The sequence below is a fragment of the Pseudomonas sp. BBP2017 genome, assembly GCF_003024385.1.
Classification (GTDB): domain Bacteria; phylum Pseudomonadota; class Gammaproteobacteria; order Pseudomonadales; family Pseudomonadaceae; genus Aquipseudomonas.
This window is the reverse complement of sequence record NZ_PVZN01000007.1, coordinates 54,177-74,796: the sequence shown is the minus strand read 5'-3', so window position 1 is coordinate 74,796 and position 20,620 is coordinate 54,177. Positions and strand designations below refer to the sequence as shown.

Here is a 20,620-nt window from a genome sequence, read left to right as displayed (position 1 = left end):
GTCGATCAGGCTCAGCGGCTGGCCAGGCTCAGGTCGCCGAAAATTCGCTCCAGGCGCACCCGAGCTTCGCTGCGCTGAGCCTGGGCCTGGAGGTACTGCAGCCGTGCGGCCACCAGGGTGCGCTGGGCATCAAGAACATCGAGAAAAGCGAACTTGCCGCGCTCAAAGCCTCGCGTGGCAGCATCCACTGCCTGCTGCGCCGACGGCAGGATCGAACGGTCGAAGTCCTGCACTTCCCTGGCAGCGGTGCGCCACTGAGCCAGGGCCTGGATCACTTCACTGCGCAGCCGCAGTTCGGTGCCGTTACGCTGGTCGCGGGCCTGATCGGCGCGGCGGGCGGCGGCCAGGACATTGCCCTGGTTGCGGTCGAACAGCGGAATCGGCAACGACACCCCGACCACGTTGACGCGTTCGCGATCGGTTTCGCTGTACTGGCTACCAACGCTCACGGTCAGGTCAGGAATTCGCTGCGTGCGCGCCAGGTCCAGAGCCGCATCGCGTTGATCGATCTGTGTCCTGGCCAGGCGCATAGCCGGCGTTTGCTCCAGACGTTCGAGCAGTTGGGTACGGCTCGGGACGTCGGGCTCTTCGTTACCAACGCTTTCGACCCGGCTGAACTCAGCCATGGGCGCTCCAGTCGCCGCCGCCAGTTGCTGATAGGCAACCGTCAGGGCCTGTTCGGCGCGCGCTTGCTCCAGGCGCACTTCAGACAGCTGCACCTGCGCCCGCGTCGCCTCCACCGGCGAAGCGCTGCCAGCCTTGACCCGCCCCTGCACCACCTGCAATGCCCGCTCACTCAAGCGCAGAGACTGCTCGGCCAGTTGCAGGCCTTCCTGGGCCTGCACCGCTGCCTGGAAGGCGCCGATCACTTCGGCACGCAGGGCATTGCGCTGGCGCTCCAGCTCCAGACCTGCCAGCTCCGAATCGCGCCCGGCCAAGCCCAGCCGCGCACCGCGCTTGCCGCCCAGCTCAAACATCTGACTGACGCTGACTGTGGTGGTCTGCGAGCCATTGCGGGTGTCTTCTACCTCCCAGCTCAGCTCGGGGTTGGGCAGCACCCCGGCCTGACGCCGTTCACCTTCGGCGATATCAATACCCCAACGCGCTGCCGCCAGCTCAGGATTGTTGGCCTGGGCCGTTTGCAGGGCGCTGTCGAGGGTCAACACGGCGCCCTGGGCCAGGGTCACGCCGGGCAAAGCCAGCAATACCAACGTCAGCAGAATACGGCCACGGCCTGTGCCAGGCCTGTCCAGGATGCAAAACATGGCGGACTCCTGCGCCTTTTTTGGAGCCCGCACTGTAGTAATCTGGGTTTATCCCCAAGATGACTTGAAAATTACAAATCTGTAATCCAGCCGTTCCCCAGCACAAGATGACTTAGTATCCGCCGCTTGACGCCTTCCAGCCCTTGACCTTCAAGTTACTTCAGGGTTGAGAATCAACGTTTTTCACAACACCGGGTCATTTCATGCGCTTACTGATTATCGAGGACGAGCTTCGCACCGCCGATTACCTGCAGCAGGGCCTGAGCGAAAACGGCTACATCGTCGATTGCGCCCACAGCGGTGCCGATGGCCTGCACCTGGCCCGCCAGCAGGCCTACGACCTGATCATTCTCGACGTCAACCTGCCCGAGCTCGATGGCTGGACCGTGCTGCAGCGCCTGCGCGCCGACTCCAGCACACGGATCATGATGCTCACCGCTCACGGTCGGCTCTCGGACCGTGTCAAAGGCCTGGACCTGGGCGCCGACGACTACCTGCTCAAGCCCTTCGAGTTTCCAGAGTTGCTGGCGCGTATCCGCAGCCTGTTGCGGCGCAACGATCAGGCTCTGCAACCGAACACCTTGAAAGTCGCCGACCTCGAGCTGGACCCTGGTCGTCACCGGGCTTACCGCGGCGGCCAGCGTATCGACCTGACGGCCAAGGAGTTCGCCCTGCTGCACCTGTTGATGCGCCAGAGCGGCGAAGTGCTGTCGCGCACACAGATCATTTCGCTGGTCTGGGACATGAACTTCGACTGCGACACCAACGTGGTGGAGGTCTCGATCCGCCGCTTGCGCGCCAAGATCGACGACCCGTTCGACAACAAGCTGATCCACACCCTGCGCGGCGTCGGCTATGTGCTTGAGGCGCGCGAATGAAACCGGCACGGCTTTCCCTGCGCCTGGGCCTGAGCGTCAGCCTGATGGGCGCGGCGCTGGTCCTGCTCATGGCCTGCCTGGCGGTACTGGCCCTGGACCACGAACTGGACAGTCGGGCGCGCAAAAGCCTGACGGCGAAAATGGCGCAGATCGAACACGGCCTGAGCATCGACCTCAAGTCCGGTGACCTGCAAACCTCTGCACACCCGCTTCTGGATGTGGTGATGGGGCATGACAACCTGAGCCTGAGCGTGATCGCCCTGACCGGCCGGCATTCGGCCCTGTTGACTCTGGGCCCGGGACTCGACGCCGAAGCCCTGCTGCAGATTCCCGGCAGCCCCGAGCTGGCCTTTGAGCAATGGCGCGACAGCGATGACAATCACCTGCTAACCGCCTCGCGGCTGGCGCGCTTGCAGGACGGCACCGATGTTCGCGTGTTGCTCACCGTCAACCTCGCTGACGACCACAGCCTGTTGCAGGCCTACCTGCGATCGACACTGCTGGCTCTGCCATTTCTGGTGCTGTTGATCGGTTTTGCTGCCTGGAAGCTGGTGCAGCGCGGCCTGGCGCCGCTGCGCCGGTTCAGCCAGATCGCCGGGCAGGTTTCCGCTCAACAACTGGCCTTGCGCTTGCCACTGGATGACTTGCCCCAAGAGCTGAAGGAGCTGGCCCATGCCATGAATGTCATGCTCGACCGCCTTGATGGCGGCGTGCAGCAACTTTCGCAGTTTTCCGACGACCTCGCCCATGAGTTGCGCACGCCCATCGGCAACCTGATGGGCAAGGCTCAGGTGACCCTGAGCCGGGAGCGTCCCGTCGAGCAATACAAGGAAGTGCTGGAAGCCAGCATTGAAGAGCTGACCCGGCTCAGCCGGATCATCAATGACATGCTGTTTCTCGCCCAGGTCAGTCAGCCTCATGCCCAGCTGCCGCTTAAACCAGTGAACCTGGCCGATGAAGCCAAGCGCGTCAGTGAGCTGTTCGAGTTCAGCAGCGAACAAAAAGGCATCAGCCTGCGCCTGCACGGCTGGGGCTCGATCATGGCTGATCGTTTGATGGTGCAACGGGCGTTGTCGAATCTGTTGAGCAATGCCATTCGCCATAGCCCTGAGGGGCTGCCGATTGATATTGCGATCGAGCGCTGCGGGGATGAGGTCTGTCTGTGGGTCGAGAACCACGGGCCGGGTATCGAACAGCTGCATCTGCCGTACCTGTTCGAACGCTTTTACCGGGCAGGCTCAGGACGTTCGCGGCTGGAAGGCGGGACGGGATTGGGGTTGGCGATCGTCAAGTCGATCATGGACGTGCATGGCGGGCGGGTTGAGGTGAGCAGTGAGGTGAATAGGTTGACCCGATTCAGTCTGATTTTCCAGGGTTTGTAGACTGCATCGCGGGGCAAGCCTGCTCCCACCGGTTATTCACCATCCCGATGGGAGCGGGCTTGCCCCGCGATGTTTTTAATGACGGCTTGCAGCCGTGATCAACGCCTTCATCTCCGCCACTGCCGACTTGAAGCCAACGAACAGCGCATGCGCCACCAGCGCATGGCCAATGTTCAATTCGTTGATGCCCTTGATCGCGGCCACCGCTTCAACGTTGTGGTAATGCAGGCCATGACCGGCGTTGACGATCAGCCCCTGGGCCAGGCCAAAAGCCACGCCGTCAGCTACGCGCTTGAGCTCTTCAGCAACGTCTGCCGGGGTTTCGGCATCGGCATAGCGGCCGGTGTGCAGTTCGATCGCCGGTGCACCGACGCGACGCGAAGCTTCGATCTGACGCTCATCGGCGTCGATGAACAGGGACACTTCCGAGCCCATGCGCGACAGGCGTTCAACCGCAGCCTTGATCCGCGCTTCCTGACCGGCCACGTCCAGGCCACCTTCGGTGGTCAGTTCCTGGCGGGTTTCCGGGACCAGGCAGATGTGCGCCGGGCGGATACGCTCGGCGAAGGCCATCATTTCTTCGGTCACCCCCATTTCGAAGTTCATGCGCGTCTGCAGCACATCCTTGAGCACCAGCACGTCGCGCTCCTGGATATGCCGGCGGTCTTCGCGCAGGTGCACGGTGATGCCGTCGGCGCCCGCCTCTTCGGCGTCCAGTGCGGCCTTGACCGGGTCGGGGTAGCGCGTGCCACGCGCCTGGCGCAGGGTCGCCACGTGGTCGATGTTCACGCCGAGGAGCATGCGGTTGCTTTGAGTCACGAAGAGGCTCTCCTGAAGATTTAGCCTGACAGCATACGACGTGCTCAGCGCTTGCGAAACAGTTCCCGACTGACCAGTGGCCGTCCACCCAGGTGCACGGCCAGCGCCTGGCGCATCAGGCGCTTGGCTGCACTCAAGGCACCGGGGACATTCCAGTCGGCTGCGGCCATGGCGGCCAGCTCGTCGCCGCGGAACAAACCGGGCTGCAGCAGGTAGACCCGTTCAAGTCCGGCGTCCACCTGCAGTCGATACAGGCCATCGACAACCAGAGGCTCACCATTGATGTCCTGGTCCAGGGCAAAGCCGTAGCCCAGTTCATCCAGCAAGCGCCACTCAAAGGCCCGCAGCAGCGGTTCCAGCGGCCGCCCGGCAGCCAACGCCTGCAAGGTGGCCGCATAGTGCTCGAACACAAGCGGATGCGGATCCTCGGCGGGCAACAGGCGAATCAGCAGTTCGTTGAGATAGAGGCCACTGAACAAAGCATCGCCATTGAGCCAGGCAGCCACGCCGAGGCTGTCCAGGCGGCCGACCGTCTTCAGCTCGCCACGACCACGAAATTCGACTTCAAGGGGGACGAAAGGTCGCGCCTGGCTGCCGCTCTTGCCACGCGCACGGCGCAGCACAGCGCGCAGGCGCCCTTGTGGGGTGAGGAAGTCCACCAGCGCACTGGTTTCACGGTAGGCCCGGCTGTGCAGCACGTAGGCCGGTTGGCCAACTGGCAGTTCCATGAGTAGCGCTTCAGAAAAGGTTCGACCCGACAGCGGACGCTGCCGGGCCTGATGCGATCAGAGGTCGCCGTAGCCCAGCGAACGCAGGGCGCGCTCGTCGTCGGACCAGCCGCCTTTGACCTTGACCCAGAGGTTGAGCATGACCTTGGCGTCGAACAGTACTTCCATGTCCTTGCGCGCCTCGGAGCCGATCCGCTTGATGCGCTCACCCTTGTCGCCAATGATGATCTTTTTCTGGCCGTCACGCTCGACCAGGATCAGTGCATGGATGTGCAGGATCTTGCCCTGCTGCTTGAACTCTTCGATTTCCACGGTGATCTGGTACGGCAGCTCCGCACCCAGCTGGCGCATGATCTTCTCACGCACCAGTTCAGCGGCCAGGAAACGGCTGCTGCGGTCGGTGATCTGGTCTTCCGGGAAGAAGTGATCGTTCTCCGGCAGGTGCTTGGCGATCAGGCCTTCCAGCGCTTCGAGGTTGTGCCCCTGCTGCGCGGAGATCGGCACGATCTCGGCGTTTGGCAGTTGCTCCTGCAGCCACTGCAGGTGCGGGATGAGCTCGGCTTTCTCTTCGATCCGGTCGGTCTTGTTGATCGCCAGGATCACCGGGCCCTGCACGTACTGCACACGCTCCAGTACCAGCTGGTCTTCGTCGGTCCACTTGGTACGGTCGACCACGAAGATCACCACATCGACGTCCTTGAGGGCGGCCGAGGCGGTTTTGTTCATGTAGCGGTTGAGCGCCTTTTCGTTGCTCTTGTGCATGCCTGGGGTATCGACGTAGATCGCCTGGATATCACCCTCGGTCTTGATCCCCAGCATGTTGTGCCGGGTGGTCTGCGGCTTGCGCGAGGTGATCGCCAGCTTCTGGCCGAGGATGTGGTTGAGCAGGGTCGATTTGCCGACGTTCGGGCGGCCGACAATGGCGACATAGCCGCAGCGGGTGGTGTTCGTATCAGTCATTGCCATTCTCCACGCCCAGGGCGATCAGTGCTGCGGCGGCCGCGACTTGCTCGGCGATACGCCGGCTGACGCCCTGCCCTCGGCTTTTTTCAGTCAAAAGGGTCACTTCGCATTCGACGAAAAACGTCCGGCAATGGGGTTCACCTTGAATATCCACCACTTCGTAACGCGGCAGTTCACAGGCCCGCGACTGCAAAAACTCTTGCAGGCGGGTTTTCGGGTCCTTGTTGGTATCGACCAGGGTCAGGCTCTCGAACTCCCCGGTCAGCCAGGCCAGCACGCGCTCGCGGGCGGTCTGCATGTCCGAGTCGAGATAGATCGCGCCGATCAACGCCTCAAGGGCGTCAGCCAGGATCGATTCACGGCGAAAACCTCCGCTTTTCAGCTCACCGGAGCCCAAACGCAGGTACTCACCGAGGTCGAAACCACGCGCCAGCACGGCCAGGGTCTCACCCTTGACCAGGCGCGCGCGCAAGCGCGACAGCTGGCCTTCGCGGGCCTGCGGAAAGCGCTCGAAGAGCGCTTCGCCAGCGACGAAGTTGAGGATCGCATCGCCGAGAAACTCCAGGCGCTCGTTGTTGCGCCCGGCAAAACTGCGGTGCGTCAGGGCCAGCAGCATCAGCTCCTGGTTCTTGAAAGTGTATCCGAGCTGGCGCTCGAGACGGCTCAAAGAAACGCTCACAGTGTACCCACGCGCAGTTCGTGGTCGATATTCAACGCTTTGTTCAAATCAACATCCTGAAAGACTATTTGGCTCACGCCCAACGGCGTCGGCAGTGCAGCTGGATCCGCAGATCCCTCTGAACACAGCCTATGCCAGAAATGCATTCGGCGCTGTCCCAGGACAGCGCCGTTGTGGTGTTACTGGATCAGACCGACCCGCGACAGGTTCGGGAAGTGGCTGAGCTTGGGCTCTGGCCAGCTCATCCAGACCGCGAAGGCCTTGCCGACAATGTTCTGGTCCGGGACCATGCCATGCAGCGCCTTGGGAATAGTGGGGTCATCCCAGTAACGGCTGTCGTTGGAGTTGTCGCGGTTGTCGCCCATCATGAAGTAATGGCCGGCCGGGACTGTCCATTGCTGGTCAGGCGGCATGCGATAACGGCTCATTTCCTTGCGGATCAGGTGTTCGGCCTCGCCCAGCTTTTCCTTGTACAGCTCAGCGCTGCCCAGGGTGCCCGGTTCGCTACCCACCAGTTGCTCGGCAATCGGCTTGCCGTTGACGAACAGCTTCTTGTCGCTGGTGTAGGCAATCTGGTCGCCCGGCAAGCCAACCACACGTTTGATGTAGTTGACGTTCGGGTCGCTCGGATAGCGGAACACCATCACGTCGCCGCGCTGCGGATCACCGACTTCGATGACCTTTTTGTCGATCACCGGCAGACGAATACCGTAGGAGAACTTGTTCACCAGGATGAAATCGCCTACTTCCAGGGTCGGCTTCATCGATCCCGAAGGGATCTGGAAAGGCTCGACCAGAAACGAACGCAACACCAGGACGATGAACAGTACCGGGAAGAACGACTTGCCGTACTCAACCAGCAACGGCTCCTTGTTCAACTGTTCGACCACGGCCATTTCGGGCTGGCTGACGCTGCCCTGATAGTTGGCGATCGCTGAACGCCGGCGCGGTGCCAGGAACAGCAGATCGACCAGGGCCAACAGACCGCAAACGGCAACGGCGATGACTAGCAAAAGCGGGAAATTTAGCGACATAGGACCTAATTATTCCAACCTGAGCACGGCGAGGAAGGCTTCTTGTGGAATTTCCACGTTGCCGACCTGTTTCATGCGTTTCTTACCGGCCTTCTGCTTCTCCAACAGTTTGCGCTTACGGCTTACGTCACCACCGTAGCATTTGGCCAGTACGTTCTTTCTGAGCGCCTTGACAGTGGTTCGCGCCACAATCTGCCCGCCAATGGCGGCCTGGATTGCCACGTCGAACATCTGCCGAGGAATCAGTTCCTTCATCTTCTCAGTCAACGCGCGGCCCTTATAGTGCGCGTTGTCGCGGTGCACAATCAGCGCCAGGGCGTCAACCTTGTCACCGTTGATCAGTACATCGAGCTTGACCAGGTTGGCGGACTGGTAGCGATCAAAATGGTAGTCCAGCGAAGCATAGCCGCGGCTGGTGGACTTCAAGCGGTCGAAGAAGTCCAGTACCACTTCGTTCATCGGCAAGTCGTAGCGCACTTGCACCTGCGAACCGAGGAACTGCATGTCACGCTGCACACCACGCTTCTCGATACACAGGGTAATGACGTTGCCCAGGTGCTCTTGAGGCACCAGGATGGTCGCGGCGACGATCGGCTCGCGGAAGTCCTCTACCGAGGACACGTCCGGCAGCTTCGACGGGTTGTCGACGTAGATAGTCTCGCCGGTCTTGAGTTTGACCTCGAAGATTACACTTGGCGCCGTAGTGATCAGGTCCAGGTCGTATTCGCGCTCCAGGCGCTCCTGGATGATTTCCATGTGCAGCATGCCAAGGAAGCCGCATCGGAAGCCGAAGCCCAACGCATCGGAACTTTCCGGCAGGTACTGCAGCGACGAGTCGTTCAGGGTCAGTTTCTGCAATGCATCACGAAAATCTTCGAAATCATCGGAACTGACGGGGAACAGACCGGCATAAACTTGTGGCTGGATACGTTTGAAACCTGGCAGCACGTCGACTTCAGGGGTGCTGCTCAGGGTCAGGGTGTCACCGACCGGGGCACCATGAATGTCCTTGATGCTGGCGATGATGAAACCTACTTCACCAGCTTTGAGGTCAGCGGTCTGGGTGTGTTTCGGGGTGAATACACCGACGCTGTCAACCAGGTGGATTTTGCCGGTGGACTTGACCAGGATCTTGTCGCCCTTCTTCACGCGGCCATGACGCACGCGCACCAGGGAGACAACGCCCAGGTAGTTGTCGAACCAGGAGTCGATGATCAGCGCTTGGAGCGGAGCTTCGATGTCACCGGTCGGCGCCGGGATGGTGTGCACCAGGCGCTCGAGCACCTCGTCCACGCCCATGCCACTCTTCGCGCTACAGGCCACGGCGTCGGTGGCATCGATGCCGATGATCTTCTCGATCTCGTCCTTGACCTTGTCCGGATCGGCCTGGGGCAGGTCCATCTTGTTGAGCACCGGCATGACCTCAAGGCCCTGCTCGATGGCGGTGTAGCAGTTGGCGACCGACTGGGCCTCGACGCCTTGACCGGCATCGACCACTAGCAACGCACCTTCACAGGCGGCCAGAGAGCGGCTGACTTCATAGGTGAAGTCGACGTGGCCGGGGGTGTCAATGAAGTTCAGCTGGTAGGTTTTGCCGTCCTGCGCCTTGTAATGCAGAGTGACGCTGTGGGCCTTGATGGTGATACCGCGTTCACGCTCCAAGTCCATGGAATCGAGTACCTGGGCCTCCATCTCACGCGCAGTCAGGCCACCGCACATCTGGATGAAACGGTCCGCCAGGGTCGACTTGCCATGGTCAATGTGGGCGATGATGGAGAAATTGCGGATATGACTCAAATCACTCACGGGTCAACACTCAAAAAGGCTGCGGGCCGGACGCCCACCGAAAAATAGCCGGGAATTGTACCTGAAACTGAAAGGTTATGGGAGATTCCATATCGCCTATTCGCGGGGCAAACCCGTTCCTGGCAGCAGTTTGCAGGAGCCGGCTTGCCCCGCGAACAGACACAAAAAAGGGCGACCCAGGCCGCCCTCTTGTGTTCAACCCGGCTTATTCAGACAGCTTGAAGGTGATGAAGCTGGCACGCCCCTGACGCAGCACGCGCATCGACACCGAGCGGTTCTTCGGCAACTCCTTGGCAATTTCGGTGAACTGCTTGGCCGAAAGGATCGCCTGGTTGTTAAGGTGGCTGATGACATCACCCGGACGCAGGCCGATCAAGGCCGCCGGGCCATCCTGGACTTCCTTGATGACCACACCGCCCTTGAGTTCCAGGGCCTTCTTCTGCTCGGCACTCAGGTCGGCCACCGATACGCCAAGACGATTGCTGCTGCGCTCGACGCCGCCGTTGGCATTGTCAACGATTTCAGCATCATCGTCAGGCAGCGCGCCGACGGTGACCTCGAGGTCCTGACGCTTGCCGTTGCGGATGATGTCCAACTTGGCCTTGGCACCATCTTTCAGGCTGCCGACCAAGTGTGGCAGGTCGGCGGACATGACGATCGGTTGACCATTCATGCTCAGGATCACGTCACCCACCTGCAGGCCACCCTTGGCTGCCGGGCCATCTTCCAGGACCTGGGCCACCAGAGCGCCGGCCGGCTTGTCCAGGCCGAAGGACTCAGCCAGGTCCTTGTTGACCTCCTGAATCACCACACCCAGCCAGCCGCGGCTGACCTTACCGTCTTTCTTCAACTGATTGGAGACATCCAGTGCCACATCGATCGGGATGGCAAACGACAGGCCCATGAAGCCGCCGGAGCGAGTGAATATCTGCGAGTTGATCCCCACCACTTCACCATTCATGTTGAACAGCGGGCCACCGGAGTTACCCGGGTTGATCGCAACGTCGGTCTGGATGAACGGCACATAGGTGTCGTTCGGCAGAGTACGCCCCTTGGCGCTGACGATACCTTTGGTCACCGAATGGTCGAAACCGAACGGCGAACCGATGGCCAGCACCCACTCGCCAACCTTGAGTTTTTCAGAGTCGCCCAGTTTGACGGTTGGCAGGTTCTTGCCGTCAACCTTGAGCAGCGCCACATCGGTGCGCGGGTCGGTGCCGACCAGCTTGGCCTGCAATTCGCTACGATCGGACAGACGAACAACAATCTCGTCAGCGTCAGCGACCACATGGTTGTTGGTCAGGACGTAACCGTCGCTGGAAATGATGAAGCCCGAACCTAGTGACTGCGCTTCACGCTGGCGGTCGCCACGCGGCGAGCGCGGCTGCTGCGGCATGTTGCGCTCGAAGAACTCGCGGAACATCGGTGGCAGACCTTCAAGATCAGGCACCTGACCGGTCGCATATCTGCGATCCGGCAGCTTCTGCTTGGTACTGATGTTCACCACCGCAGGCGAGGCCTGCTCGACCAGCGTGGTGAAATCCGGCAGGGCTTCGGCCTGGGCAGCGGTGGCCACCTGACCGAGCATGAGCACGGCGGCGAACAACGATAGGTAGGTTTTCAAGCGTGGTATTGACATACGGCTCCCGTCACATCGAGCGTGGTTAGCAGTAGGGCCCTGCACAAGCAGGAAAGGCCAGCCCCCGAAAGGACTGACCTATAGAAAAATTCTGAGTTTTTTGCAAACTGCAAAGCTTGCCAATCATGTCAGCCAAGCGATCCTCGACTGCTCAGCACTGTGCCTGCTGTTCATTTTTGCGCCTGGGCATCCTGAGACCGCATCGACAAGGCAATCCGCTCGGCGGTGCCAATCGGAATTTCGCCGACCACGGTGACCATCATTTCGCCCTTGGGCGTGGTCAAGCGTCGCGAAACCGCCACAGTAGGTCCCAGTTGCGTGCGGATATCCGCCGCCGAGCCACCGTTCAGGGCTTCGACATAAACCGAAAACCGCGCCAATCCATCATCGTACATCAGACGGTTGACCGTATTCTTGCCCTGCGGGTCTTTGCCAATCGAGCTGTCGACCAGCTCAAAACCTGGCGGTAACCAGTCCGAACGCCAGCCGTTGGCGGGCTGCGCAACCTGGGCCGCGACTTCGATTACCGGCTTGCACTGTTCGCTGGCCTTGAGTTCGTCCTCGGTCGGCGCATTCCTGGTATCCAGGCGGGTGAACTGGAAGCGCTCAAGCAAACGCCCCCTGTCATCGAGCATCAACGATTTGAGCGGCAGGCCGGTCTCGCGATCCAGGTGCAGCTCAAAGGCATATCGATGCTGATCACGCGGGCTCAGGGTAACGATAACCGCGGCACGGTTCGCCACCCGGGATTTGCCGGCGACCCCAAGGTCGTACCAGCTCATCAACTTCAGAGGATCAAGCACTCGCGCTGCGGACTCCGGCATGTTGCTCACACCAGACACCAGGGTCCCGCTTACGCACTGGGTATGGCCATCGACACGCGCGACTTCCTGGGCCGAGCCATCGAGCTGAAGCAAGCGCTCGCTGACCTTGCCGTCCTGGACTCGATGCCAGATATCGTGAGTGGAGAAGCTGCCGTTACGCTCGTAAACGAAAGTACCCTGATAACTCTGCTGCTGCTCGGCCTGAGCCAGCTTCTTGAGCCAGTCGCCCGCCTCCGGTGAGGAGTTGGCCGCATGGGCCGGCAGTGTCAGCCAGCCACCCAGCAACAGCGGAATGAGAGGTAGCGCGCGCATGATCCTCCTTACTTAACGGTTTTCCAGGCTGGCCGCGCGGGCATAAGGCAGAGCGCTCTCGGTACCTTTGAGGGCTGCTTCCTGAGCATGCTGGCGCAGATAGCCGGGCAGACGCTGGTCGTGCCAGCCGGATTGCCCTTGCAGCACGCCATTGGCCATCGGGCCTGGCTGCTCTGCACTCTCACTATAGCCTGCCAGCACGGCTGGGCCCTGAACTTGAGGGACAGTCACGCCTTGCTGGACCGGTTGCTGGGCAGCCAGCTGGGCACCACTGATCTCGTCCTGGTTGTACAGGCGCACACCGGCCAGCACGGCGACAGTCACCGATGCGGCCACGGCCAGACGACCCAGGCTGCGCCATGGTCCACGGCTGACCTTGACTGGTGCGGCTTCGTCAGCCAGAGCGGCAGAGACGGCGGCGGCGATATCCAGTTGTGGCAGCACCAGCTCCTTGTGCATGGCCGCACGGGCGACCTGATAACGCGACCAGGTGGCACGGGTTTCGGCATCATCGACGGCGTTCAACACCCGACGTAATTCCAGTTCGTCCGCTTCGTTATCCATCACCGCGGACAGCGATTCCTGCAAAGCTTCACGACTCATGGCGGTTCCTCTCTTGGCTGTCGCCGCTGTCTCAGGTTTCCTGCAACAACGGCTGCAGGGCTTTGTCTATGGCCTCCCGAGCGCGGAAGATTCGAGAGCGCACGGTACCCACCGGACACTGCATGACGCTCGCAATGTCCTCGTAACTCAGACCATCGAATTCACGTAAAGTTAACGCCGTACGTAAATCTTCTGGCAGTTGCTGAATGGTCCGATGGACGGTGCCTTCGATCTCATCTCGCAACAACGCACGCTCGGGGGACTCCAGATCCTTGAGGCCATGATCGCCGTCGTAAAACTCCGCATCCTCGGAACTTACATCGCTGTCCGGTGGCCGCCGACCGCGAGACACCAGATAGTTCTTTGCCGTGTTGATGGCAATGCGGTACAGCCAAGTGTAGAAAGCACTGTCTCCGCGAAAATTACCAAGCGCCCGGTAAGCTTTGATAAAAGCTTCCTGCGCCACATCCTGGGCTTCATGGGTGTCGTGTACAAAACGCACGATCAACCCGAGAATCTTGTGCTGATACTTCAGCACCAACAGATCGAACGCTCGCCTGTCGCCACGCTGCACGCGCTCGACAAGCTGCTGATCCTCTTCCTGGGTTAGCATGAACACTCCTCAGTGAACGTGAAGGAGCGTTGCGAGAAGCATCGTTCAGGCTTGCAACCATAGACTCGGGCTTTTCGCAAAAGTTCTCCCCTCCAAGCAAGTTTCCTGCGGCCCTTGGTCGGCTCGCACGAAAAACGCAGCGCGGTCACGGCCGGCTGCGTCGATAATCGGGTCTCGAATACGCCGACAGTACCTTGATTATGGGCTACTGCCAGGCGTCGCTGCGGCATTGTGGCGTGCAGGCAACCTTCTATGGATATCCACACAGCATGGAAAGTTCCCATAGCAAGCACCAGGACCCTGCATGCGCAATTGGAAATCAGGGCCTTGGGGCTGCTATAAAGGCAACCGGTCCAGATTCACGATAGTTTCACAATGCCATAAGCGCCTGACTATTGTGCCGATCCCCCCCTTCAGATACTAGTGTCCTGACATGAGCCAACAACTCCAACATGATGTCCTCGTGATCGGCAGCGGCGCCGCCGGTCTGAGCCTGGCGCTGAACCTCCCCGGCCATCTGCGCATTGCCGTGCTGAGCAAGGGTGACCTCGCCAACGGTTCGACCTTCTGGGCCCAGGGCGGGGTTGCCGCAGTACTGGATGACACCGACACGGTCCAGTCCCACGTCGAAGACACCCTCAATGCCGGTGGCGGCCTGTGCCACGAAGACGCCGTGCGCTTCACCGTCGAGCACAGCCGTGAGTCGATCCAGTGGCTGATCGACCAGGGCGTGCCGTTTACCCGCGACGAACACGCCAGTGTCGACGACGGCGGTTTTGAGTTCCACCTGACCCGTGAAGGCGGCCACAGCCATCGACGCATCATCCATGCTGCCGATGCTACGGGAGCGGCGATTTTCACCACGCTGCTGGCCCAGGCACGTCAGCGACCGAACATCGAGCTGCTGGAACAGCGGGTCGCCGTTGACCTGATCACCGAGCGGCGCCTGGGCCTGGACGGCGACCGCTGCCTGGGCGCCTACGTGCTCAACCGCAATACCGGCGAAGTTGACACCTATGGTGCACGCTTCACCGTGCTCGCCACCGGCGGCGCCGCCAAGGTCTATCTGTACACCAGCAACCCCGACGGTGCCTGCGGCGATGGCATTGCCATGGCCTGGCGTGCGGGCTGCCGGGTGGCCAACCTTGAGTTCAACCAGTTCCACCCCACCTGCCTGTACCATCCGCAGGCCAAGAGTTTCCTGATTACCGAGGCGCTGCGCGGTGAAGGCGCATTGCTGCGGCTGCCCAACGGCGAACGCTTCATGCCGCGCTTCGACCCGCGCGAAGAGCTGGCGCCGCGCGATATCGTTGCCCGTGCCATCGACCACGAAATGAAACGCCTGGGCGTGGACTGCGTGTATCTGGACATCAGCCACAAGTCGGAAGACTTCATCAAAAGCCACTTCCCCACCGTATATGAACGCTGCCTGACGTTTGGCATCGACATCACCCGCCAACCGATCCCGGTGGTGCCTGCCGCTCACTACACCTGTGGTGGCGTCATGGTTGATGACTGCGGCCACAGCGATGTGCCCGGCCTCTACGCGATAGGTGAAACCAGTTTCACCGGCCTGCATGGTGCCAACCGCATGGCCAGCAACTCACTGCTTGAATGCTTCGTCTATGGCCGCGCCGCCGCCACTGACATCGAAACGCAGCTGGATCAGGTCAGCATGCCGCGCGCCCTGCCCTGCTGGGATGCCAGTCAGGTCACCGATTCGGACGAAGACGTGATCATTGCGCACAACTGGGATGAACTTCGGCGATTCATGTGGGACTACGTGGGAATCGTGCGCACCAACAAACGCCTGCAACGTGCCGAGCACCGGGTGCGCCTGTTGCTTGACGAGATTGACGAGTTCTACAGCAACTATAAAGTGAGCAGAGACCTGATTGAGTTGAGGAACCTTGCTCAGGTAGCTGAACTGATGATCAGGTCGGCCATGGAACGCAAGGAATCTCGGGGTCTGCACTACACGCTGGACTATCCAGAGATGCTGCCAGAGGCGAAGGATACGATCCTTACCCCGACCAGATGAGGCACGTTAGGAGCCCTGAGCGTAGCATGCTGAGGACCCGTTTTGTAACAGCTTTGGGCCATCTTTGTCCCATCGCAAGGGTCCTTATCGCCCGCCCTTAAGGGGGTCCCTATCGCGCCTGCGAGGACCTGAGCGAGGCCACACGGGGGAACCTGAGCCTGTAGATGCAATGAGGTGGTCATTCTCAAATTTTCTGTATTTTCTCGTTAATGTCCCTTGAGTTGCCCGTACAGCCATAAGGCCAGATAGGTAGCTGTAGCGTGTCCATGGGTTCTCCTTGCGATGGTGGTGGACTTAGTAGTCCGGGGATGATGCCTTAAGGTTCTCCTTGAGTCGGGCCTTGGCATCCCGCTGGGCTTTGTCCTTACGGGCCTTCATTTCGGCCACCTTAAGGTTGATCTTTTCCGACTTGCTACGGAGCCAATCCAGACCGCTTGGCTTCACTCGCCAACCTTCACGGTTCCCAAAGTCCGATGAGACCCTCACAAAAGCGCCTTCCTCAAAGCCGGACTTGGGTGGTCGAGGTGCGCCCTCACAAGTTCCAAAGTTGTCCACGGGGTAAACAAAGACGCCCACGGAGACCAGAGCCTCAAGGGCAAGGCGTGGCTGTTGGATACCTGCCACACGACAGGCTTCAGTCCATGTCAGACCAGCGCCTCGGGCTTTCAAGTCGAGGGTCGAAGCCTTGGGCATGTTGGCGTCTAAGAGGGCGTCCTTATGGCGAAGCTCACGGAGGGCATGGTTACGCATGGCGACGAAAGCATCTACGACCATCACATAGAAATCCAGAGAGCAGGCCATGGCATAGGCGATGGTCGCCCGCTCGGTTGAATAGGTGCCACCACTGTCACCGTTCACGCTATGCAAATTTGCACAGCGGTCGAAGTAGTCTCGGTCACGACCACGCCATTGAGCAGGTGGCTTTGTTAGGCCGGGTAGAGCCTTGTTGATTTCCGTGAGGCTCCACAGGCCCTCAGCGTTTGGCTTAAAGTCGTGCCCTTCGATAAAGATAGGCAGCAGGTCGGTGGGGTTGTTGGTCATATTCATTGTCGATTTCCTTTTGGTAGCGCCCTTCAGGTCGCACCCAAAGCCGGTCATCCAGCCCCCGACAACGGGAACCGGCGTGGCATGAAAGGCGCCATCAGAAAACTGGATTAATTGAATGCCCAAAGACGGGCGAGAGGTGAAATAAGGCCCCTACCGGTCCCTCATCGGGTCGGCCTTACGGGGCATTTCAAGTTACTCGATTGAGAGCCCAAATTGATTGGAGTTGACCTTCGTTTGCATTCGTCAGTTTCGCCACAACCAACCTTGTTAGTTATCATCTCAGACTTTGCTTTTCTACCGGAACGCGCTATCTTGAGCACTGCCTAATGCTCAATGCAAGGTAACCTCTGCTTGCCACCTAACACACTGAAGCCTAAACAAAAAAAGGAATTACAATGTACCTACTCATCTTCTTTGTTTTGTCTGCCGTACTGGCTATTCCAAGTTTTGGTTTTTCTTTGCTTGCATTTTTTATCATTAAAGTCTGGTTCGATAACAAGGCTATTAACACTATATTAAGCATGGCGACCGCAAGCATGCGTGAGGAGCTTACGCAAGAACTGCATCATATAAACAGAGGGGCAGTTCACAAACTATTTGATAGATTTTCCGTAGACTCATCAGAGCAGGTTAGAAATCTCACAGGTGGCGTAACTGTGTACTGGGGAGTATTTCGCCACCCTATGATAGACGGTGGAAGATCATTCTCGCTGAGAGTGATTTACACGCCCCGCAACGGCACATCGAACAAAATATATATTAAAGCTGCGCCAGGATTCGATCAGGAAATCTTAAGTGAAAACATATTTGAACCAGCATTTGGGCGGTGAAGTTTTATTGATGCATTGGTAGTTCTCACGAAAGGAAGCGAGATTATTTTGAGGCAACCCTGACATTTTTGTCTTGAGGTGTTTAGGCTGCTCCGCTGGTTTGATGGCAAGTGAACAAGTAAAAGACTTGGCTCTCGTCAAGCCATCGCAGTTTCTACTCAGCAACATGGAGCGTTAAATGTCTTGGTGGAAAACCCTATTCGGCTGGTCGGCAGCGGAAACAATAGCCCCAGCGGAGTCCTCGCCTCACCTACACACTGACGTCGGTCTCCCAGAGCTGACCGAAAACGAGGATTCCCTGTACATCGACGCTGCGCGCTTTGTGCTATCGACCCGTAAGTGCAGCATCTCTTCCGTTCAACGGCACCTGAAGATCGGCTATAACCGAGCTGCACGACTTATCGAAGCTCTTGAGGATGACTGCGTTATCTCGGAGATTGATATCAATGGCAACAGGCACCTTTTGAGCGAGCAGGAGCGGAATGCTGCGCGCCGACTGCCGCCCAAAGCAGAGTTCGGTCGCCACGGGAAAGCAGTAGACAAATTACTTGTTGATCCTCTGAGTCCCGTTGCTTTAGCTGGTGGGACGTCAGAATCTGAGCCTGCTCCACCATTGAAGACCAGTCAGGAACTTGCATCGTCCCTGATCGACTCCATGGGATGCGATCCGAAGCGGGAGTCTTTCGAGACCCAGCCTAAGATCTCCGTCAAAACCAGCCTTGCGAAACCGGGAAAGAAGTCAGCCCGACCCCCTTCTGCGCAAGTCACACTTCCGCCTCTATCTGGAAGAGTCACAGGGTCGCAGAAATGTGGCTTTGATATTGTCGGCGAGTCTCACTACCAACCCGCTTTACGCCAACTTCGCAACAGCCGACACATGGCGACCGATAATGACTTTGTTGCCGACATCGTTAGCGAACCGGACAACCCGCACGACGGCAACGCATGCGCGGTTTACATAGAAAACTGCAAGGTTGGATACCTCCCGCGCGATGCAGCGGCCGAGTTTGTCAGGCAGATGGCGGAAGTAGGCTTGTCAGGAGTATTCAGGATACAAGCTCAAGCAAAGCTGTCTGGCGGATGGGGAGACCGCCCATTCATTGGAGTTTTACTCAATCTTCCACCAAGTGTGGACTGAGCATCGCGAGCGACGCCAGATGCGAAAAGCCCTGTGCGGAGTAGGGCTCATTATTGGTACTTGGGTGTCTCCTAATAGTGAGGGTTTTTAAACGACACTATGGCGGACACCTTAATCTCTGAGCGAGATTCGATCAGTTCCAGTCACAGAAATCCTCAAGGGCGTCGAAGCGATGGCCTGAAGACAGACCCCATGGGCGACCAGATGGGACAGCCGCTCGGCAGTCTTCTCGGAGCACTTCAAGGCGACCTCATGGAGCAAGGCGTCTTTGTCGAAGGTGACGACCCCAGAACCGTAGGTCCTAAAGGATGCGTCTCGCTTGCTCAAGACACGGCGAAGCTCGATCAATTGAGGTCGTGAAGGTGCCGGGAAGACCAGTGACAAAGTGGTGAGGTTGTCCTCGGTGAGCTGAGAGGTTACTGGGCAGGCGATGAGAGCGGTCATGAGTTCTCCTTTGCGATGTTCTTTAAGATTCCTTTTCGAGGAGGGGTGATTATTATCACTACCCCTCTCCTCAATGAGCGGGTCAATAAGGGTTCTGTTATCTGGTCGATTGCTATGGTCGATTGGGTGTCTCAATGATTCTTATAAGTATGCGGCATTTAATCAGGCTGCCTCATTGCCGAGGGTTCGCAGGTCGTAGCGCAGCTTTGCGAGGGCCTCAGGACTTGGTGGCTCAAGCTGGTCTTCCCAGTCGTTGGCTCTGGTTGTTTCCTTTAGGAAGCCATAGCGCATCTCGTAGCTCAGATCGTCTGGACGGCTCTTTAGAAGGTACGGCATGGCCAATTCAATGGCCTTCACGTAGCGCTGAGCCTGTCGGAGACCCAGCCTGTATTGAGCCATGATGGTGGCCGCTGAGACGACCTCAAGTTCCGCAAGGATGCCCACAAGGCGCTTCACGGACAGGGGTTTGGATGAGCCACCAGACCCGATAGGCCGGTCATGCCAGTCCAGCCGAGCGATGCCCTCAAGGATGTCCATGGCGAAGGTAGGATATTGGCCGTAGTCAGTGGTCGGCCCGATGAAGCCATGGAACAGGTTGGTGATGATCTTGGTGGGTCGGCCTCGGCCACGCTTGGGGATGGCGAGCGATGCGGTGGTGATGGCTTCGTGTAGAGCGGGGTCATAGCTGGTCATTGGAATGGTCCTCGTCTGTCGCCACGACGCTGTGGCAATAGTGAGGGTTTTTACGACACCAACCGCCAAGCCCAACAAACACGGGCCTTTAAGGCATCTTGAGATTTACTACCACGCTCCTACGATAATCCAGCAGGGCCAGGACCCAGCGAGTCGATTAGATTTCACGTAGGAGCGCGTAAATTGAGCTGGCTGGATGTTTCCAAGACCCTTGCTTCCGCCTGCACTCAGCGGCTGGTCTTTCCTGACTTGGTGTCGAGGTAGACTTTGTTGCTGGATGTCATCCCTCCGCAATAAGTGAAGTACATACCGGGGCCCCGATTGGTTGAAGCCATCCATCCACCCATTTCTTGAAAGTCACCCTCAGTGCAGGTCCCATCGATTATTAGCTGACGGGCGGCCTTGGCGAATTGTGTCTTGTATATTCTGTAATCATCAGACCCTTTAATAAGCGCATCATCGCCACTCGCCCCCTCTGCCGGATCTTCAGGACGCTTTTCACTCAAGTCTTTGGTCTGGACCCATTCGGCAAACTTCCCATCTTTGATTCCATTAGCACTTGTGCAGGATTTATTACCCTCCTTCACATATTCGCTCGTACCTCCGACACAGGACGCTGAGTAGGTCTTGGTAATACGCACCCATTTCCCCTTCTTCTCCAAGGCTTCGACGCCCTCTCTGAACATCAGTCGTCCCGCCACCCCGCATTCGGTCGAAGGGCAAGTGTGTCTGTCAGTGCGATCGGTAGTGACCCACAATTGATTGGCAGCCATCGCCCCTACTGAGAACGCCTGAAGGGCGGCATAGATTGAAAATCCGAGAATGAAACATCCCTTATTCAATGGAAAACTCCTTGTGCGATATAGGTAGAAAGGCCTCGTG

At 58.9% G+C, this 20,620-nt stretch carries 20 protein-coding genes; 5 read left to right on the top strand and 15 right to left on the bottom strand.

Features of this window, described 5'->3' with window-relative positions; genetic code table 11:
- Positions 1-11: 11 nt before the first annotated feature.
- A complete protein-coding gene (locus C6382_RS11340; protein ID WP_107024574.1) occupies positions 12-1,265 on the bottom strand; it encodes a TolC family protein in 1,254 nt (417 codons plus the stop codon).
- A 203-nt stretch (positions 1,266-1,468) separates the two neighbouring features.
- Here C6382_RS11340 and C6382_RS11335 point away from each other — a divergent pair, with 203 nt between their 5' ends.
- Together C6382_RS11335 and C6382_RS11330 are read left to right on the top strand one after the other, a co-directional pair.
- Positions 1,469-2,143 carry a heavy metal response regulator transcription factor gene (locus tag C6382_RS11335; RefSeq protein WP_107024573.1) on the top strand — a complete coding sequence of 225 codons (675 nt, stop codon included), beginning with the start codon at positions 1,469-1,471 and terminating at the stop codon, positions 2,141-2,143.
- Positions 2,140-3,525 carry a heavy metal sensor histidine kinase gene (locus tag C6382_RS11330; protein WP_107024572.1) on the top strand — a complete coding sequence of 462 codons (1,386 nt, stop codon included), beginning with the start codon at positions 2,140-2,142 and terminating at the stop codon, positions 3,523-3,525. Before C6382_RS11335 ends, C6382_RS11330 begins: the two co-directional genes overlap by 4 nt.
- Before the next feature lie 75 nt (positions 3,526-3,600).
- Here the strand turns inward: C6382_RS11330 and pdxJ are convergent, their stop codons facing one another.
- The 10 genes from pdxJ to rpoE all read right to left on the bottom strand — a co-directional run bounded on the left by pdxJ (position 3,601) and on the right by rpoE (position 13,545).
- Positions 3,601-4,326 (bottom strand): pyridoxine 5'-phosphate synthase, encoded by a 726-nt coding sequence (pdxJ, locus tag C6382_RS11325; protein ID WP_371919615.1) that lies wholly within the window; start codon positions 4,324-4,326, stop codon positions 3,601-3,603.
- Between the two features lie 62 nt (positions 4,327-4,388).
- Entirely contained in the window at positions 4,389-5,072 is a 684-nt protein-coding gene (gene recO, locus C6382_RS11320) for a DNA repair protein RecO (protein WP_107024570.1), read from the bottom strand.
- A gap of 57 nt (positions 5,073-5,129) precedes the next feature.
- A complete protein-coding gene (gene era / locus C6382_RS11315; RefSeq protein ID WP_038607646.1) occupies positions 5,130-6,032 on the bottom strand; it encodes a GTPase Era in 903 nt (300 codons plus the stop codon).
- Positions 6,025-6,714: a ribonuclease III gene (rnc, locus tag C6382_RS11310; RefSeq protein WP_028943430.1), complete on the bottom strand. Its 690-nt coding sequence runs from the start codon at positions 6,712-6,714 to the stop codon at positions 6,025-6,027. Before rnc ends, era begins: the two co-directional genes overlap by 8 nt.
- 179 nt (positions 6,715-6,893) lie before the next feature.
- Entirely contained in the window at positions 6,894-7,748 is an 855-nt protein-coding gene (gene lepB / locus C6382_RS11305) for a signal peptidase I (RefSeq protein ID WP_107024569.1), read from the bottom strand.
- Between the two features lie 9 nt (positions 7,749-7,757).
- Positions 7,758-9,554: a translation elongation factor 4 gene (lepA, locus tag C6382_RS11300; protein ID WP_107024568.1), complete on the bottom strand. Its 1,797-nt coding sequence runs from the start codon at positions 9,552-9,554 to the stop codon at positions 7,758-7,760.
- 205 nt (positions 9,555-9,759) lie between these two features.
- The gene (locus C6382_RS11295; RefSeq protein WP_371919614.1) at positions 9,760-11,142 is read right to left on the bottom strand and encodes a DegQ family serine endoprotease; all 1,383 of its coding nucleotides are present in this window, start codon (positions 11,140-11,142) and stop codon (positions 9,760-9,762) included.
- Positions 11,143-11,363: 221 nt separating this feature from the next.
- Entirely contained in the window at positions 11,364-12,329 is a 966-nt protein-coding gene (locus C6382_RS11290) for a MucB/RseB C-terminal domain-containing protein (protein ID WP_107024566.1), read from the bottom strand.
- 12 nt (positions 12,330-12,341) lie between these two features.
- A complete protein-coding gene (locus C6382_RS11285) occupies positions 12,342-12,932 on the bottom strand; it encodes a sigma-E factor negative regulatory protein (protein ID WP_107024565.1) in 591 nt (196 codons plus the stop codon).
- 31 nt (positions 12,933-12,963) lie between these two features.
- Positions 12,964-13,545, bottom strand: a complete 582-nt coding sequence (gene rpoE / locus C6382_RS11280) for an RNA polymerase sigma factor RpoE (RefSeq protein ID WP_010220971.1) — start codon at positions 13,543-13,545, stop codon at positions 12,964-12,966.
- Positions 13,546-13,978: 433 nt separating this feature from the next.
- Here rpoE and nadB point away from each other — a divergent pair, with 433 nt between their 5' ends.
- Positions 13,979-15,586 carry an L-aspartate oxidase gene (gene nadB, locus C6382_RS11275; RefSeq protein ID WP_107024564.1) on the top strand — a complete coding sequence of 536 codons (1,608 nt, stop codon included), beginning with the start codon at positions 13,979-13,981 and terminating at the stop codon, positions 15,584-15,586.
- Positions 15,587-15,880: 294 nt separating this feature from the next.
- Here the strand turns inward: nadB and C6382_RS11270 are convergent, their stop codons facing one another.
- Entirely contained in the window at positions 15,881-16,633 is a 753-nt protein-coding gene (locus tag C6382_RS11270) for a hypothetical protein (RefSeq protein ID WP_107024563.1), read from the bottom strand.
- 395 nt (positions 16,634-17,028) lie between these two features.
- Between C6382_RS11270 and C6382_RS11265 the strand changes: the two genes are divergently transcribed.
- Together C6382_RS11265 and C6382_RS24200 are read left to right on the top strand one after the other, a co-directional pair.
- A complete protein-coding gene (locus C6382_RS11265) occupies positions 17,029-17,463 on the top strand; it encodes a hypothetical protein (protein ID WP_107024562.1) in 435 nt (144 codons plus the stop codon).
- Positions 17,464-17,641: 178 nt separating this feature from the next.
- Positions 17,642-18,601: a DNA translocase FtsK gene (locus tag C6382_RS24200; protein WP_218276264.1), complete on the top strand. Its 960-nt coding sequence runs from the start codon at positions 17,642-17,644 to the stop codon at positions 18,599-18,601.
- A gap of 111 nt (positions 18,602-18,712) precedes the next feature.
- On the opposite strand, the gene C6382_RS11255 is transcribed toward C6382_RS24200, so the two are convergent.
- From C6382_RS11255 to C6382_RS11245, 3 genes are all read right to left on the bottom strand, one after another.
- Positions 18,713-19,045, bottom strand: a complete 333-nt coding sequence (locus C6382_RS11255) for a hypothetical protein (RefSeq protein WP_107024561.1) — start codon at positions 19,043-19,045, stop codon at positions 18,713-18,715.
- 162 nt (positions 19,046-19,207) lie between these two features.
- Entirely contained in the window at positions 19,208-19,738 is a 531-nt protein-coding gene (locus C6382_RS11250) for a hypothetical protein (protein WP_107024560.1), read from the bottom strand.
- Positions 19,739-19,965: 227 nt separating this feature from the next.
- On the bottom strand, positions 19,966-20,580 hold the full coding sequence (locus C6382_RS11245) for a hypothetical protein (RefSeq protein ID WP_218276262.1): 615 nt from the start codon (positions 20,578-20,580) through the stop codon (positions 19,966-19,968).
- Positions 20,581-20,620 lie beyond the last annotated feature (40 nt).